The sequence below is a fragment of the Paraoerskovia sediminicola genome, assembly GCF_030296575.1.
In the GTDB taxonomy this organism is placed as follows: Bacteria; Actinomycetota; Actinomycetes; order Actinomycetales; family Cellulomonadaceae; genus Paraoerskovia; species Paraoerskovia sediminicola.
Map to the genome: position 1 here is coordinate 2,360,799 of NZ_AP027729.1, position 15,383 is coordinate 2,376,181.

At 71.6% G+C, this 15,383-nt stretch carries 15 protein-coding genes and 2 pseudogenes; 16 read left to right on the forward strand and 1 reads right to left on the reverse strand.

The window, feature by feature from the left end; genetic code table 11:
• The first annotated feature begins 96 nt into the window (after positions 1 to 96).
• The 16 genes and pseudogenes from prfA to QUE47_RS11045 all read left to right on the forward strand — a co-directional run bounded on the left by prfA (position 97) and on the right by QUE47_RS11045 (position 14,456).
• Positions 97 to 1,191 carry a peptide chain release factor 1 gene (prfA, locus tag QUE47_RS10970; RefSeq protein ID WP_286217322.1) on the forward strand — a complete coding sequence of 365 codons (1,095 nt, stop codon included), beginning with the start codon at positions 97 to 99 and terminating at the stop codon, positions 1,189 to 1,191.
• Positions 1,191 to 2,261, forward strand: coding sequence for a peptide chain release factor N(5)-glutamine methyltransferase (prmC, locus tag QUE47_RS10975; RefSeq protein WP_286219479.1), 1,071 nt, complete (start codon positions 1,191 to 1,193; stop codon positions 2,259 to 2,261). Before prfA ends, prmC begins: the two co-directional genes overlap by 1 nt.
• Positions 2,262 to 2,308: 47 nt before the next feature.
• Positions 2,309 to 2,921 (forward strand): annotated as a pseudogene (locus QUE47_RS17260) (L-threonylcarbamoyladenylate synthase).
• Complete coding sequence (locus QUE47_RS10985) at positions 2,918 to 4,132, forward strand: glycosyltransferase family 4 protein (protein WP_286217323.1); 1,215 nt, start codon at positions 2,918 to 2,920, stop codon at positions 4,130 to 4,132. The pseudogene QUE47_RS17260 and the gene QUE47_RS10985 overlap by 4 nt, the downstream one beginning before the upstream one ends.
• Positions 4,125 to 4,652 (forward strand): Cg1360 family ATP-synthase-associated protein, encoded by a 528-nt coding sequence (locus QUE47_RS10990; protein ID WP_286217324.1) that lies wholly within the window; start codon positions 4,125 to 4,127, stop codon positions 4,650 to 4,652. Before QUE47_RS10985 ends, QUE47_RS10990 begins: the two co-directional genes overlap by 8 nt.
• 282 nt (positions 4,653 to 4,934) lie before the next feature.
• Positions 4,935 to 5,596 (forward strand): annotated as a pseudogene (gene atpB, locus QUE47_RS10995) (F0F1 ATP synthase subunit A).
• A 90-nt stretch (positions 5,597 to 5,686) separates the two neighbouring features.
• Positions 5,687 to 5,917, forward strand: a complete 231-nt coding sequence (gene atpE / locus QUE47_RS11000; RefSeq protein ID WP_286217325.1) for an ATP synthase F0 subunit C — start codon at positions 5,687 to 5,689, stop codon at positions 5,915 to 5,917.
• Entirely contained in the window at positions 5,917 to 6,528 is a 612-nt protein-coding gene (locus tag QUE47_RS11005; protein WP_286217326.1) for a F0F1 ATP synthase subunit B, read from the forward strand. Before atpE ends, QUE47_RS11005 begins: the two co-directional genes overlap by 1 nt.
• Positions 6,528 to 7,343, forward strand: coding sequence for a F0F1 ATP synthase subunit delta (locus tag QUE47_RS11010; protein ID WP_286217327.1), 816 nt, complete (start codon positions 6,528 to 6,530; stop codon positions 7,341 to 7,343). Before QUE47_RS11005 ends, QUE47_RS11010 begins: the two co-directional genes overlap by 1 nt.
• 92 nt (positions 7,344 to 7,435) lie before the next feature.
• Positions 7,436 to 9,067: a F0F1 ATP synthase subunit alpha gene (gene atpA, locus QUE47_RS11015; RefSeq protein ID WP_286217328.1), complete on the forward strand. Its 1,632-nt coding sequence runs from the start codon at positions 7,436 to 7,438 to the stop codon at positions 9,065 to 9,067.
• Between the two features lie 2 nt (positions 9,068 to 9,069).
• On the forward strand, positions 9,070 to 9,963 hold the full coding sequence (locus QUE47_RS11020; protein ID WP_286217330.1) for a F0F1 ATP synthase subunit gamma: 894 nt from the start codon (positions 9,070 to 9,072) through the stop codon (positions 9,961 to 9,963).
• 76 nt (positions 9,964 to 10,039) lie between these two features.
• Positions 10,040 to 11,521, forward strand: a complete 1,482-nt coding sequence (atpD, locus tag QUE47_RS11025) for a F0F1 ATP synthase subunit beta (RefSeq protein WP_286217331.1) — start codon at positions 10,040 to 10,042, stop codon at positions 11,519 to 11,521.
• Positions 11,522 to 11,609: 88 nt separating this feature from the next.
• Positions 11,610 to 11,903, forward strand: a complete 294-nt coding sequence (locus tag QUE47_RS11030; RefSeq protein ID WP_286217332.1) for a F0F1 ATP synthase subunit epsilon — start codon at positions 11,610 to 11,612, stop codon at positions 11,901 to 11,903.
• 15 nt (positions 11,904 to 11,918) lie between these two features.
• Positions 11,919 to 12,323 carry a DUF2550 family protein gene (locus tag QUE47_RS11035; RefSeq protein WP_286217334.1) on the forward strand — a complete coding sequence of 135 codons (405 nt, stop codon included), beginning with the start codon at positions 11,919 to 11,921 and terminating at the stop codon, positions 12,321 to 12,323.
• Between the two features lie 85 nt (positions 12,324 to 12,408).
• Positions 12,409 to 13,104: an endonuclease NucS gene (gene nucS, locus QUE47_RS11040; RefSeq protein WP_286217335.1), complete on the forward strand. Its 696-nt coding sequence runs from the start codon at positions 12,409 to 12,411 to the stop codon at positions 13,102 to 13,104.
• A 104-nt stretch (positions 13,105 to 13,208) separates the two neighbouring features.
• Positions 13,209 to 14,456, forward strand: coding sequence for an N-acetylglucosamine-6-phosphate deacetylase (locus tag QUE47_RS11045; RefSeq protein WP_286217336.1), 1,248 nt, complete (start codon positions 13,209 to 13,211; stop codon positions 14,454 to 14,456).
• Here QUE47_RS11045 and QUE47_RS11050 read toward each other — a convergent pair.
• Positions 14,453 to 15,181, reverse strand: coding sequence for an alpha/beta hydrolase (locus QUE47_RS11050; protein ID WP_286219480.1), 729 nt, complete (start codon positions 15,179 to 15,181; stop codon positions 14,453 to 14,455). The genes QUE47_RS11045 and QUE47_RS11050 overlap by 4 nt on opposite strands.
• Positions 15,182 to 15,383: the final 202 nt, after the last annotated feature.

Consider the following 15,383-nt stretch of genomic DNA (forward strand, 5'->3'; position numbering starts at 1 on the left):
CCTCTCCAGGGGCAGACGGCGTCCCGACCGCCGGCGCTGTCGTCGTTTCCGGTGGCCTGTCCTGGTCGCAGGAGCACTGCCGACCAGGGAGTCACCGTGAGCGAGACGTTCGCCGCAGTCCAGCCCATGCTCGACGAGCACGCCTCGATCGAGGCGGACCTCGCAGACCCCGCCGTGCACGCGGACGCCGGCCGCGCCCGGACGCTCGGGCGCCGCTACGCCGAGCTGGGTCGTGTCGTGGCCGCCCACCGCGCGTGGCGACAGGCCACCGACGACCTCGAGGCGGCGACCGAGCTCGCGGCCGAGGACCCCTCGTTCGCCGAGGAGGTCCCGGCGCTGCGGTCCGCCGCGGAGGACGCCACCGAGACCCTGCGTCGCGTCCTGATCCCGCGGGACCCGGACGACGGCCGTGACGTGATCCTCGAGGTCAAGGCAGGGGAGGGTGGCGAGGAGTCCGCGCTGTTCGCCGGCGACCTGCTGCGCATGTACGTCCGGTACGCCGAGCGGCAGGGCTGGAAGACCGAGGTCATCGAGGCCACCGAGTCCGACCTCGGAGGGTTCAAGGACGTCCAGGTCGCCGTCAAGGCGAAGGGGGCCGTGGCTCCCGAGGACGGGGTGTGGGCGCACCTGAAGTACGAGGGTGGCGTCCACCGCGTCCAGCGCGTACCGGTGACCGAGTCCCAGGGGCGCATCCACACCTCCGCCGCGGGCGTGCTCGTGTTCCCCGAGGTCGAGGACGTCGGCGAGGTCGAGATCGACCAGAACGACCTGCGGATCGACGTCTACCGCTCCTCGGGCCCCGGCGGACAGTCGGTCAACACCACCGACTCGGCCGTGCGCATCACCCACGTCCCGACCGGGATCGTCGTGTCGATGCAGAACGAGAAGTCACAGCTGCAGAACCGCGAGCAGGCGATGCGCGTGCTGCGCGCCCGGCTGCTCGCCGCCCAGCAGGAGGCCGCCGCCGCCGAGTCCGCCGAGCTGCGCCGGTCGCAGGTGCGCACCGTGGACCGGTCCGAGCGCATCCGCACGTACAACTTCCCGGAGAACCGCATCGCGGACCACCGCACGGGCTACAAGGCGTACAACCTGGACCACGTGCTCGACGGCGACCTCGACCCGGTCGTGCGCTCGGCGATCGAGGCCGACGAGGCCGCGCGGCTCGCGGACGCGGGCGGGGCCGCCGGGTGATCTCGGGGACCACGCGCGTCGCGGACCTGCTCCGCCAGGCGGCGACGCGCCTCGCCGAGGCCGGGGTGCCGAGTCCGCGCACCGACGCTGAGCTGCTGGTCGCGCACGCGGCGCGCGCGAGCCGGGCCGACGTCCAGCGCGCCGCCCTGCTCGGGCGCACCCTCGACGCCCTGGTCGGAGGTGCCGGTGCGCCCGGTGCGAATGCGATCGGGGACGATGTCGCCGGTGCGGGCGAGCGGGTCGTCGACGCCGGGAGCGACGGGCTCGGGCCGCTCGTCGAGGACGTCCTGGCACGTCGCGCCGCGCGAGAGCCCCTGCAGCACATCACCGGGCTCGCGCCGTTCCGGCGGACCGAGCTCGCCGTGGGGCCCGGCGTCTTCGTCCCGCGCCCCGAGACCGAGGCGGTCGCCGAGGTCGCCCTCGAGGAGGCGCGCGCCGTCGTCCGGCGGTCCGGTTCCGCGCTGGTCGTCGACCTGTGCACGGGTTCGGGGGCGATCGCGCTCGCGATCGCCGACGAGGTGCCGGGCGCGCAGGTCCACGCCGTCGAGCTCGACGCCGACGCGTACGCGTGGGCCCGGCGCAACGTCGAGGCCGCCGCCGTCCTCCCGAGGGCGGGAGGCGCCGTCCGCCTCGTGCGCGGCGACGCGCGCACCGCGCTCGCCGAGCTGGACGGGCGGTGCGACGTCGTGGTGAGCAACCCGCCGTACGTCCCGTCGGACGCCGTCCCGCGCGACCCCGAGGTCGCTCACCACGACCCGGAGGTCGCCCTCTACGGCCTCGGGCCCGACGGGCTCGAGGTGCCCCGCGGCGTCGCCGCCGCAGCCGCCAGGCTGCTGGCGCCGGGCGGGCTCTTCGTCATGGAGCACGCCGAGGTCCAGGCCGAGGACGCCCGCAGGCTGCTCGAGGCCTGCGGGTTCGCGGACGTGCGCACCGTGGCGGACCTCACCGGACGCGACCGCATGGCCGTCGGGCGGTGCGGTGGTGGCGTGAGCGGCGACCCGCGCGGCGGACCCGCCGGCTCCCGCAGGGCCGTGAGCCGGCCCGGGGCCGTGGGAGACTGTGGCGCGTGAGTCCGGTGCTGCGAGACGTGAGCGACCCTGCGACCTGGGGACCTGCGATGGACGAGGCGGTGCACACGCTGTCGCGGGGCGCGCTGGTCGTGCTGCCCACCGACACCGTCTACGGCGTCGGGTCCGACGCCTTCCAGCCGGACGCCGTGGCCGCGCTGCTCGCCTCCAAGGGACGCGGCCGCCAGATGCCGCCGCCCGTGCTGGTGCCTGACCTGCGCACCCTCGACGGGCTCGCCACCTCGGTGCCCGCGAGCGCGCGCGCCCTCGCCGAGGCCTTCTGGCCCGGGGGCTGACGTTGATCCTCGCGGCGCAACCGTCGCTGGCCTGGGACCTCGGGGAGACCCGCGGGACGGTGGCGCTCCGGATGCCGGACCACCCGGCCGCGCTCGCGCTGCTGCGGCGCACCGGCCCCTGGCGGTCTCGAGCGCCAACCGGACCGGACGTCCCGCCGCGCTCGACGCGCAGGACGCCGCCGAGCAGCTGGGGGATTCGGTCGCGGTCTACCTCGACGCCGGTCCCGTGACGGGCGGCGTCGCGTCGACCATCGTCGACGCCACCGGGGACGTCCTGACCGTCGTCCGCGAGGGGGCGCTGACCCTCGCCGAGCTGAACGAGGTCGTCGACGGGCAGATCCGCGGGCCGGGCGGCGATGCCGGGTGAGGGTATACCTCCTGGTCATGCTCATCGCGGCCGCGGCGACGTTCCTGCTGACGCCGTTCTCCCGCTGGGTGGCGCTGCGCGTCGGCGCGATCACCGCCGTGCGCGCCCGGGACGTGCACTCCGTGCCGATCCCGCGCCTCGGTGGGCTCGGTATGACGATCGGGTTCGCGGTCGCCGTCGTGTTCGCGAGCCAGATGCCGTTCCTGGCCCCGGTCTTCGAGGTGGACCGGCAGGCGTGGGCCGTCGTCGGCGGGGCCGCGATGGTCTGCGCCCTCGGTGCGGCCGACGACATCTGGGACCTCGACTGGACCACGAAGCTCGCCGGGCAGGTGCTGGCCGCCGGGGCGATGGCCCTCGGCGGGATCAGCCTCATCACCCTCCCCATCGGTGGCCTGACCATCGCGACCCCGGGGCTGTCGCTGATCGCGACCGTCTTCGTGATCGTCGTCGCGATGAACGCCGTCAACTTCGTCGACGGCCTCGACGGCCTCGCCTCGGGGATCATCGCGATCGGCGGGTCGGCGTTCTTCCTCTACACCTACCTGCTCACCCGGCAGGCGAGCTCGACCGACTTCTCGAGCCTCGCGACGCTGATCGTGGCGGCGCTCGTCGGCATCTGCCTCGGGTTCCTCCCGCACAACTTCCACCCTGCGCGGATCTTCATGGGTGACTCCGGGTCGATGGTGCTCGGGCTCGTCATGGCGGCCGCCGGCATCATCGTGACCGGACGCATCGACCCCGCGACGATCAGCGGCGCCCAGGCGTTCCCCGCCTTCCTCCCGATCATCCTGCCGTTCGCGGCGCTGCTGCTGCCGCTGCTCGACATGGGTCTCGCGGTCGTCCGGCGGCTCGCCCGCGGGCAGAGCCCGTTCGCGCCGGACCGCATGCACCTGCACCACCGCATGCTGGCCATCGGACACTCGCACCGGCGTGCGGTCGTGATCCTGTACGTCTGGACCGCGGTGTTCGCGTTCGGCGCGACGGCGCTCGTCCTCTGGCCGTGGCGACCCGTCCTGATCGGGACGCTGGTCGCGGCAGCCGTCGCGCTCGCTCTCACGCTCGGCCCGCTGCGCCACCGCGGACGCTTCCTCGACGACGGGGAGCACGAGACCACAGCCCCTCCGGCCCGGCCGGCGGTGCGCACGACGCCGGCCGCGGCAGGCCACCCGGCGAGCTCCGCCGGGATCGACACGAAGGAACGACATGGGTGACGCGACGAACGACGACGACCGCACGCAGGAGCGCTCCGCTCCCGGACCGGCCGGCGACGGGCCCACGGCCGGTAGCGGTCCCGCAGGACAGCCCGACGCACGCGGCTCGGGCGACGTCTTCCGCGTCGCCCTGCGCGACGTGGTCGTCATGCTGATCTGCCTCGCGATCGTCGGGGTGGGCGTCGGCGTGCTGGTCGACGGCGCGCGCGGCGCCTGGGGCGCGCTGCTGGGCGTCGCCATCGCGCTGGTGTTCTCCGGGACGACCGTCTGGGCGATGCACCGGACCGCCGGCTCCTCGGCGACGACCATGGCGGCGGTCGTCATGGGTAGCTGGATCGCGAAGATGGTGGTCGTCGTGGCTGCGCTCGTGGTGCTCCGGGGCATGGACTTCTACAACACGTACGTGTTCGCGGCGGTGCTCCTCGTCGGGACCATCGGCTCGGCGTTCGTCGACTACCGGGCGGTCGACCGATCCCGGGTCCCGTACGTCGAACCCGGGTCGCGGGACGGAGCTCCCTGACGTCCTGTGCGGGCCCGCGGATAGGTTACGCTTACTCCGAATCCATGAAGGCCTGGTCCGACGTCGTGCCCGCATCTGCTTGTCGCAGGCGCCCGATGTGTGACCCAAGACCACTGGGAGATCATCCTGTATCCCCTCGCGACCTCCCTGACCATCGCTGCCTCGAGCGAGGGTGAGAGCGGCTTCCACGCGCCGACCATCGCCGACTTCTTCCCGCCCGCGATCTTCTTCGAGGGCACGAACTTCGAGTTCAACCGGATCCAGCTGGTCCGCGTGATCATGATGGTCGTCGTCCTGACGATCTTCGTGATCGCCGCGCGACGCGCCACGGTGGTCCCCGGACGCTTCCAGAACGCGATCGAGATGATCCTCGACTTCGTCCGGGTGAACGTCGTCGACGAGATCATGGGAGCCGAGCGCGGCAAGAAGTACGTGCGGATGATCACCACGATCTTCGTCACGATCCTCGCCTTCAACCTCACGGGCATCATCCCGGGGCTCAACATGGCGGGCACCGCGCTGATGGGCGTCCCGCTCCTGCTCGCCCTCTGGGTCTTCGTCGTCTACTGGCAGGCCGGCATCCAGAAGCACGGCCTCGGCGGCTACCTCAAGAGCACGCTGTTCCCCCGGGGATCCCCGCACCGATCTACCTGATCGTCGCGCCGATCGAGCTGCTCCAGATCCTCGTGATACGGCCCGCCTCGCTCGCGATCCGACTCGTGTCGAACATGGTCGCCGGGCACATCATGCTGGCGCTCTGCTTCGCCGCGACGCAGTACTTCATCTTCGAGGCTGCTCCCGCGATGAAGGCCTTCGGGGTCCTCACCTTCGCCGGCGGCTTCGTCTTCACCCTCTTCGAGCTCCTGGTCGCAGCGCTGCAGGCGTACATCTTCGCCCTGCTCGCCGCGGTCTACGTCAACATGTCGCTCGAGGAGGAGCACTGACCTCCCGGGGTCTCCCGGAACACCAGCTCGCAGTCACACACGAGACGCCGGACGCACGGGTCCGGCGCCCAACGGAAGGAACCAGCAATCGTGGACACCACCACTCTCGCCGAGGTCACCGGTAACGTCGCGACCCTGGGCTACGGCCTCGCGGCGATCGGCCCGGGCATCGGCCTCGGCATCCTCATCGGCAAGACCATCGAGGGCATCGCCCGCCAGCCCGAGGTCGCCGGCCAGCTGCGCGCCACGATGTTCCTCGGTGTGGCGTTCGTCGAGCTGCTCGCGCTGCTCGGCATCGTCGCCGGCTTCCTCTTCGTCTGATGGGGACGCTCACGGGCGTCCTCCTCGCGGCTGAGGGAGGCGAAGAGGTCAGCGGGATCGAGCTGTTCCTGCCGCCCCTCTACGACGTCTTCTGGTCTGCGATCGTCCTGCTGATCATCGCGGTCGTCTTCTACAAGGCGGTCCTGCCGAAGTTCACCGCAGTCCTGGACGAGCGGACCGCGAAGATCGAGGGCGGGATCCAGCAGGCGGAGACGGCTCAGGCCGAGGCCGCCGCAGCGCTGGCCGAGTACCACCAGCAGCTCCAGGAGGCGCGAGCCGAGGCCGCGAAGATCCGCGAGGAGGCACGCGCCGAGGGCGGTGCCATCGTCTCGGACCTCCGCGAGAAGGCCGGGGACGACGCTGCGCGCATCGTCGAGACGGCTCACCGCCAGGTCGAGGCCGAGCGCCAGCAGGCCGCGGTCTCGCTGCGCGCCGAGGTCGGCTCCCTCGCGACCGAGCTCGCGTCCAAGATCGTGGGCGAGTCCCTCGAGGACTCGGCACGGCAGTCGCGGGTCGTCGACCGGTTCCTCGCGGACCTCGAGGCCGCGGGTCCCGCGGCCGCGTCGGCCGCAGGCACCGCCAACGGCGGCTCGACCGGTAAGGAGAACTGATGCGAGGGACGAGCGGGGCATCCCTGACGCAGGCACGGGAGCGGTTCGAGCCCGTCCTGCGCGACGCGGGTGCCGATGCGCTCGGGCTCGGAGAGCAGCTGTTCTCCGTCGCCCGCGCCGTCGACGGGTCCGCGACGCTCCGCCGGTCCCTGGCTGACCCGTCGCGTGCCGGCGACGACAAGGCTGCGCTCGTCGCCGGGATCCTCGGGTCCGGGTTCGACGGTCGCGTGGTCGACCTCGTGTCCGGCGTCGTGCGGTCGCGGTGGTCCGAGGAGCACGACCTCACGGAAGCGGTGGAGACTCTCGCGGTCGACGCCGTCCTCGCCTCTGCCGAGGCCCGTGACGCCCTCGTGACCGTCGAGGACGAGCTCTTCCGGCTCACCCGCGCGCTCAGCGGTGCGCGGGACGCCCGGCAGGCGCTCTCCGACGAGAGCACCGCGCCGGAACGTCGTGTCGCGCTGGTGGACGCGCTCCTCGAGGGCCGTGCCGACGAGGCGACGGTCGCGCTCGCGCGACGGACGACGTCCGACCTGCGCGGTCGACGTTTCGTCCCGACGATCCAGCGCATCATCGAGGTGGCGGCCGCGCGTCGCGAGCGCCTCGTGGCCGCGGTGATCAGCGGGACGGTGCTGACCCAGGCGCAGATGGACCGGCTGGCGGCGGCGCTCGAGCGCTCCTACGGCCGAGCGGTGCAGCTGAACGTGACGGTCGACCCGGACGTCATCGGCGGGCTGCGGGTGCAGGTGGGATCGGACGTCGTCGACGCGACGGTCCTGGCGCGACTCGCCGACGCACGACGACGACTGGCTAGCTGAAGACATGCCGGTCCCCGGCACCGCGCAGGCCTCGGCCGGCGCACGAGACAGAACTTTCGACCGCGAGATGCGGCCACGACAGGAGAAGAGCAATGGCTGAGCTGACGATCCGGCCGGAGGAGATCCGGGCCGCTCTGGACAGCTTCGTGAAGTCCTACGAGCCCCAGGGCACGGTGACCGAGGAGGTCGGGCGCGTCGCTGCCGCGGCCGACGGCATCGCCCAGGTCGAGGGACTTCCCGGTGCGATGGCGAACGAGCTGCTGCAGTTCGCGGACGGGACGCTCGGCCTCGCACTGAGCCTCGACGTGCGCCAGATCGGTGTCGTCGTCCTCGGCGAGTTCACCGGCATCGAGGAGGGCCAGGAGGTCCGCCGCACCGGCGAGGTCCTCTCGGTCCCCGTCGGTGACGGGTACCTCGGCCGCGTCGTCGACCCGCTGGGCAACCCGATCGACGGCCTCGGCGAGATCGAGACCGAGGGCCGCCGTGCTCTCGAGCTCCAGGCGCCCGGCGTCATGGACCGCAAGTCCGTCGACGAGCCGCTCCAGACCGGGCTCAAGGCGATCGACTCGATGATCCCGATCGGCCGTGGACAGCGCCAGCTGATCATCGGTGACCGCCAGACCGGCAAGACCGCGATCGCGACCGACACGATCATCAACCAGAAGGCCAACTGGGACTCGGGCGACCCCGACAAGCAGGTCCGCTGCATCTACGTGGCGATCGGTCAGAAGGGCTCGACGATCGCCGCCGTGCGCGGAGCGCTCGAGGAGGCCGGCGCGCTGGAGTACACGACCATCGTCGCGGCCCCGGCCTCGGACCCGGCGGGCTTCAAGTACCTGGCGCCCTACACCGGTTCGGCCATCGGCCAGCACTGGATGTACGGCGGCAAGCACGTCCTGATCGTGTTCGACGACCTGTCGAAGCAGGCCGAGGCCTATCGTGCGGTCTCGCTGCTCCTGCGCCGTCCGCCGGGCCGCGAGGCCTACCCGGGCGACGTCTTCTACCTGCACTCCCGTCTGCTCGAGCGTTGTGCGAAGCTGTCGGACGCGCTCGGCGGCGGCTCGATGACCGGGCTCCCCGTCATCGAGACCAAGGCGAACGACGTCTCGGCCTACATCCCGACCAACGTCATCTCGATCACCGACGGTCAGATCTTCCTGCAGTCCGACCTCTTCAACGCCGACCAGCGTCCCGCGGTCGACGTGGGTATCTCGGTCTCGCGTGTCGGTGGTGCTGCGCAGGTCAAGGCCATGAAGCAGGTGTCCGGGACGCTCAAGCTCGAGCTCGCCCAGTTCCGTTCGCTCGAGGCGTTCGCGATGTTCGCGTCCGACCTCGACGCGGCCTCGCGCGGGCAGCTCGCCCGTGGCGCTGTGCTCATGGAGCTGCTCAAGCAGGGCCAGTACACGCCGTACCCCGTCCAGGACCAGGTCGCCTCGATCTGGGCCGGTACCAAGGGCCGTCTGGACGACGTCCCGGTGGAGGACGTCAAGCGTTTCGAGTCCGAGATGCTCGACCACCTGCGCCGCAACTCGGACGTGCTCGACACCATCGAGTCGACCGGGAAGCTCGTCGAGGAGACCGAGAAGGCTCTCGCCGACGCGATCGACGAGTTCCGTGACGGGTTCCTCCTCAAGGACGGTTCTCCGCTCGTCGGCGGCGACGACAGCGCAGACACCGAGGTGGACGTCGAGCAGGAGCAGATCGTCCGTCAGAAGAAGGCCTGACGATGGCCGGCTCGCAGCGCGTCTACAAGCAGCGCATCAAGTCGACCCAGTCGCTGGGCAAGATGTTCCGCGCGCAGGAGCTCATCGCTGCGTCGAGGATCGGCAAGGCCCGGGCCCGTACGTCGGCGGCGTCCCCGTACGCCCGGGCGATCACCCAGGCGGTCTCCGCGGTGGCGACGCACTCGACGACGACCCACCCGCTGACGAACATGCAGGGCGACTCGAAGCGTGCCGCCGTGCTCGTCATCGCGTCCGACCGCGGTATGGCCGGCGCCTACTCGGCGTCGATCATCCGCGAGACGGAGAAGGTCATCGCGCGGCTGACGGCCGAGGGCAAGGAGGTCGTCCTGTACGCCTCCGGCCGCCGGGCCATCGGCTACTTCCAGTTCCGCGGGCGCGAGCTCGCCGGGCACTGGGCCGAGGGCTCGGACTCGCCGAGCTCGAGCACGGCGAAGGAGATCTCGTCGACGCTGCTCGACGCGTTCCTGCTGCCGGACGACGAGGGCGGCGTGGGCGAGCTGCACGTCGTGTACACGCAGTTCGTCAACATGGTGACCCAGCGTCCGCGCGTGGTCCGCATGCTCCCGCTCGAGATCGTCGAGGGTGTGGCGGCTCCCGAGGAGTCCGACGTCCTGCCGCTGTACGACTTCGAGCCGTCGCCGGAGGCCGTGCTCGATGCGCTGCTCCCGCGCTACGTCCGCAGCCGGATCTTCGCGTGCCTCCTCGAGGCCGCGGCGTCCGAGCTCGCTGCACGCCAGCGCGCGATGCACACCGCCGTCGACAACGCCGACGACCTCGTCCGCAACTACACGCGCCTCGCGAACCAGGCGCGTCAGGCGGACATCACGCAGGAGATCTCCGAGATCGTCTCGGGCGCGGACGCCCTGGCGTCGTGAGGACCCCTGCCATGACCATCCAGAACAGCACCGAAACCGCCGGAGTCACCTCCGGCCCTGCGAAGCGAGGCCAGAAATGACCGCCACCACCGTGGAAGCCCAGGTCGAGCACCAGAGCGGACCCGGCGTGGGCCGTGTCGCGCGGGTGATCGGCCCCGTCGTGGACATCGAGTTCCCCGAGGACGCGATCCCTGACATCTACAACGCGCTGACCGTCGAGATCGACCTGTCGGACCAGGGCGAGGACGAGGCGTCGTTCACGCTCAAGCTCGAGGTCGCCCAGCACCTCGGCGACTCGCTCGTGCGTGCGATCGCGCTCAAGCCGACCGACGGCCTGGTCCGCGGCGCGCAGGTCACCGACACCGGCGCCCCGATCTCGGTCCCGGTCGGGGACGTCACCAAGGGTCACGTCTTCGACGTCACCGGCGAGGTCCTCAACCTCGAGGAGGGCGAGAAGCTCGAGATCACCGAGCGCTGGCCCATCCACCGCAAGCCGCCGGCGTTCGACCAGCTCGAGTCGAAGACGACCATGTTCGAGACGGGCATCAAGGTCATCGACCTCCTGACCCCGTACGTGCAGGGTGGGAAGATCGGCCTCTTCGGTGGTGCGGGCGTCGGCAAGACGGTCCTCATCCAGGAGATGATCCAGCGCGTCGCCCAGGACCACGGTGGTGTGTCGGTGTTCGCCGGTGTCGGCGAGCGCACCCGTGAGGGCAACGACCTCATCGTCGAGATGGACGAGGCCGGGGTCTTCGACAAGACGGCCCTCGTGTTCGGCCAGATGGACGAGCCGCCGGGCACGCGTCTGCGCGTGGCGCTGTCGGCGCTGACGATGGCGGAGTACTTCCGCGACGTGAAGAAGCAGGACGTCCTGCTCTTCATCGACAACATCTTCCGCTTCACGCAGGCAGGCTCCGAGGTCTCGACGCTGCTCGGGCGCATGCCCTCCGCGGTGGGCTACCAGCCGAACCTCGCCGACGAGATGGGTCTCCTCCAGGAGCGCATCACCTCGACCCGCGGTCACTCGATCACCTCGCTGCAGGCGATCTACGTCCCCGCGGACGACTACACCGACCCGGCGCCGGCGACCACGTTCGCGCACCTCGACGCGACGACCGAGCTCAGCCGTGAGATCGCCTCGAAGGGTCTGTACCCGGCCGTCGACCCGCTCACGTCGACGTCGCGGATCCTCGACCCGCGCTACGTCGGTCAGCAGCACTACGACACGGCGACCCGCGTGAAGTCGATCCTGCAGCGCAACAAGGAGCTCCAGGACATCATCGCGATCCTCGGTGTCGATGAGCTCTCCGAGGAGGACAAGACGGTCGTGGCGCGTGCGCGCCGCATCCAGCAGTTCCTCTCGCAGAACACGTACATGGCCGAGAAGTTCACGGGTGTCGTCGGCTCGACCGTCCCGCTCTCGGAGACGATCGAGGCCTTCACGAAGATCGCGGACGGCGAGTTCGACCACATCGCCGAGCAGGCGTTCTTCAACATCGGTGGCCTCGAGGACCTCGAGCGCAACTGGGCCCGCATCCAGAAGGAGTACGGAGCCTGATCGTCCGGTCGACCGCGACGCCCCTCGGGGCGGCGCGGTCCCGGACGGCGCGTGACCGTACGTCCCACCCTTCGTCAAGGAGTTTCCAGTGGCACATCTGAACGTGGACGTCGTCGCGACGGACCGCAAGATCTGGTCGGGCGAGGCCCGGCAGGTCAGCGCGCCTGCGGCTGACGGTGAGATCGGCATCCTCGCGGGCCACTCGCCGCTGCTCGCCGTGCTCCGGCCCGGGGCGCTGCGCATCACGCCGGCGGACGGCGTCGTCGTGCGTGCGACCGTGTCCGGTGGGTTCATCTCCGTCGACGACAACCAGGTGACGGTCGTCGCGGACGACGTCGAGGTGGAGCGCGACGGTTCCGGCGCCGGAACCTCGCAGCGCTGACCCGGAGCCCCGTCCGTGACCGCCACCGCCCTCGTCGCCATCGCGCTGGGGGCGGTGCTGCTCGTCGCCGTGCTGGTCGGCGTGGTGCGCTTCAGCGGCCTGAACCGTCGTCTCGGTAGCTTCGAGTGCTCCGTCGTCCGCCCGTCGGGTGCGGCTCGACGCGGTCTCGCGGTGTACTGCGCCGGACGCATCGAGTGGTGGCCGCTCTGGTCGCTCTCGGTCCGGCCCGCGGCGGTGTGGCGCCGAGGACGACTCGTGGTCGTCGACCGGAACCCCACGGGCCGCCCGGAGGAGTCCCTCTACCTCGTCGAGGGCACGTGCGGCGGCCACCCCGTGGTGCTGCTGATGTCCCGTGAGGCCTACTCGGGCCTGACCTCTTGGCTCGAGGCGGCACCGAGCGGCCACGGCTCGGTCGTCTGAGTCTCGTGGGCGCGACCGCCCACCCCTTCGCCGGACCGCACGTCCGAGTCGCCCGACCGGTGACAGCAACCTTGGAGGAGCGCGCATGCGCCTCGTCGTCGCCGAGTGCTCGGCGCAGTACACCGGGCGGTTGTCCGCCCATCTCCCGCTCGCCCGCCGTCTGGTGGTGGTCAAGGCTGACGGCAGCGTCCTGCTGCACTCGGACGGGGGCTCCTACAAGCCGCTGAACTGGATGAGCCCGCCGTGCGCCATGGTGGTGCGGGAGCCCGACGCGCTGGCGCGCGAGCGCGGCGTGACGCAGGTGTGGGCGGTCCAGCACGCCAAGAGCGACGACCGGCTGGAGATCGAGATCCACGAGGTCTTCCACGAGAGCGCGCACGAGCTGGGCGTCGACCCGGGGCTCGTCAAGGACGGGGTCGAGGCGCACCTCCAGGAGATGCTCGCCGCGCAGATCACGCTGCTCGGCGAGGGGCACACGCTGGTGCGCCGGGAGTACATGACCGCCATCGGGCCGGTCGACATCCTCGCGCGGGACGCGGAGGGTCGTTCCGTGGCGGTCGAGATCAAGCGCCGAGGTGAGATCGACGGGGTCGAGCAGCTCACCCGCTACCTGGAGCTGATGAACCGGGACCCTCTGCTCGCGCCGGTACGCGGCGTCTTCGCCGCGCAGGAGATCAAGCCGCAGGCGAGGGTGCTCGCGAAGGACCGCGGGATCGAGTGTCTGATCCTCGACTACGCCGCGATGAAGGGCGTCGACGACGTCGGGGCCCGCCTCTTCTGATCCGCACCTGGGGTACGGCTGTGGGGCGAGCCGGCGTCCCCGAGTGCCCGTCCCGGTCCGCACGTATTTGTGCGCGCACTGTACGAATAGGGGACAATGGCGCCATGAGCACTCTCGACGGCGCCCCCGACCGGTCCACCAGCACGCCGTGGGCGCTGCGCGGGCGGGTCGTCACCGCTGATCGGATCATCGAGGACGGCGTCGTCGTCGTCCTCGGCGACCGGATCGCCTGGACGGGCTCGTGCGCGCAGGCCCAGGGCACCGAGTGGGTGCAGGTCGTGGCCGGCTGCTCCGCCGGGGCGGAGGGCACGACGCTGCTCCCTGGGCTGGTCGACCTGCACAACCACGGCGGCGGCGGTGAGGGGTTCCCCGACGCGCTCACGGTCGAGCAGGCCCGGACGGCGGCCGTGGAGCACCTCGCGCACGGGACGACGAGCCTCGTGGGCTCTCTGGTCACCGCACCTCGAGACGTCCTGCTCGAACGGGTCGCCACGCTCGGCGCGCTCGCCGAGGCCGGGGATCTCGCCGGCATCCACCTCGAGGGCCCGTTCCTGTCCGAGGCGAGGTGCGGCGCGCAGAACCCGGCAGACATGCTCGCGGGCGACGCGGAGCTCGTCGAGGCGATCGCCGCCGCGTCGCGGGGGCACCTGCGGACCATGACGGTCGCGCCCGAGGTGCCGGGCGTCGTCGGCCCCGGTGGCGTGATCGAGGCGCTCGTCGCCGTGGGCGCGGTCCCGTCGGTCGGGCACACCGATGCGACGACAGAGCAGGTCGACGCCGCGATCGCCGCGGGAACCGCGGCGCTGGCGGCGGCCGGGGGAGCGGCGGGCGTCCGGATGACGGCGACGCACCTCTTCAACGGCATGCGCCCGCTCCACCACCGCGAGCCGGGGCCGATCGCCGCGTGCCTCGCGGCCGCAGCCCGCGGCGATCTGGTCGTCGAGCTCATCAGCGACGGCACGCACCTCGCGCACGGGACGGCCCGGAGCGTGTTCGCGATGGTCGGGCCCGACGCCGTCGCACTCGTCACCGATGCGATGGCCGCGGCCGGCATGGCCGACGGCGCCTACGACCTGGGTCCGATGAAGGTCACGGTGGCGGACGGCGTCGCGCGGCTCACCGAGGGCGGCGCCATCGCCGGTGGTACGTACCACCTGATCGACGTGGTCCGCGAGACCGTCGCGGCGGGCGTGGCGCTCGTCGACGCCGTGCGCTCGGCGTCGCTGACGCCGGCCCGGGTGCTGGGGCGCACCGACATCGGCGCGCTCGAAGCGGGCCGACGCGCCGACGTCGTCGTCACGGACGCCGACCTCGGGGTGCAGCGCGTCCTGCGGGCAGGGGCCGAGGTCTAGTCGCGGATCCAGCCCCGCGTGCGGAGCCAGCGCGCCGTGAGGTCCGTCCACTGCGCGACCTCGGGCAGCGCGGGGGCCAGCCCGACTCCGTGCTCCCCGTGCGGGAAGACGTGCAGCTCGACGGGGACGTGATGGTCGACGAGCGCCTGCGCCAGCCGTAGCGCGTGGGACGCCGGGACGGAGACGTCGTCTGCGGTGTGCCAGACGAACGTGGGCGGGGTGCGCTCGTCGACCCGGCGGTCGACGCTGAGCGCGGTCAGGAGCGCCTCGTCCGGGAGGTCGCCCAGGAGGTTGCGCACCGACCCCTCATGGGGCTCGTCGACCAGCGAGACCACGGGGTAGCCGAGCATCAGGAGCTCGGGTGCGCCGACCTCGGTCGCTAGCAGCCCTGCGAGGTGTCCGCCCGCGGAGAACCCGAGGACGGCGACCCGGGACGAGTCGACCGGGATCTCGTGTCCTCCTGTCCGGATCCAGTCCAGCGTGCGTCGAGCGGCGTCGAGGGGCGCTGGGTGTCGCAGCGGGGCGACGGGATACCGCAGGACGACGGCGTGCAGCCCGAGACCGACGAGCCACTCGGCGACGTCGCGGCCCTCGTGGTCGGCGTGGTGCTCGTAGCCGCCGCCCGGGAGGACGAGGACAGCTGGGCGAGCGACGGGTCCGGGATGGGCGAAGACCTGGACATCGAGCCCGGGGATCTCGGTCCTGGACACGTTCGCGTGCTGCACGTCGAGAAGGATGTCACGTCTGTGCTGCAGATCTCCCACGGTCTGCGCTACCGCCCGGCCGCCGACGGGTTCTCGCCTCCGGGGCCTCGCGGTGGCCCCGGCTGTGCTGGCTCCGGAACAGGACATACGATCGAATCGATACGAAGAGTCGGTCGGCGCGAGACTGCGACGACCGACACCGATGCCGGCGATGGGGACACCG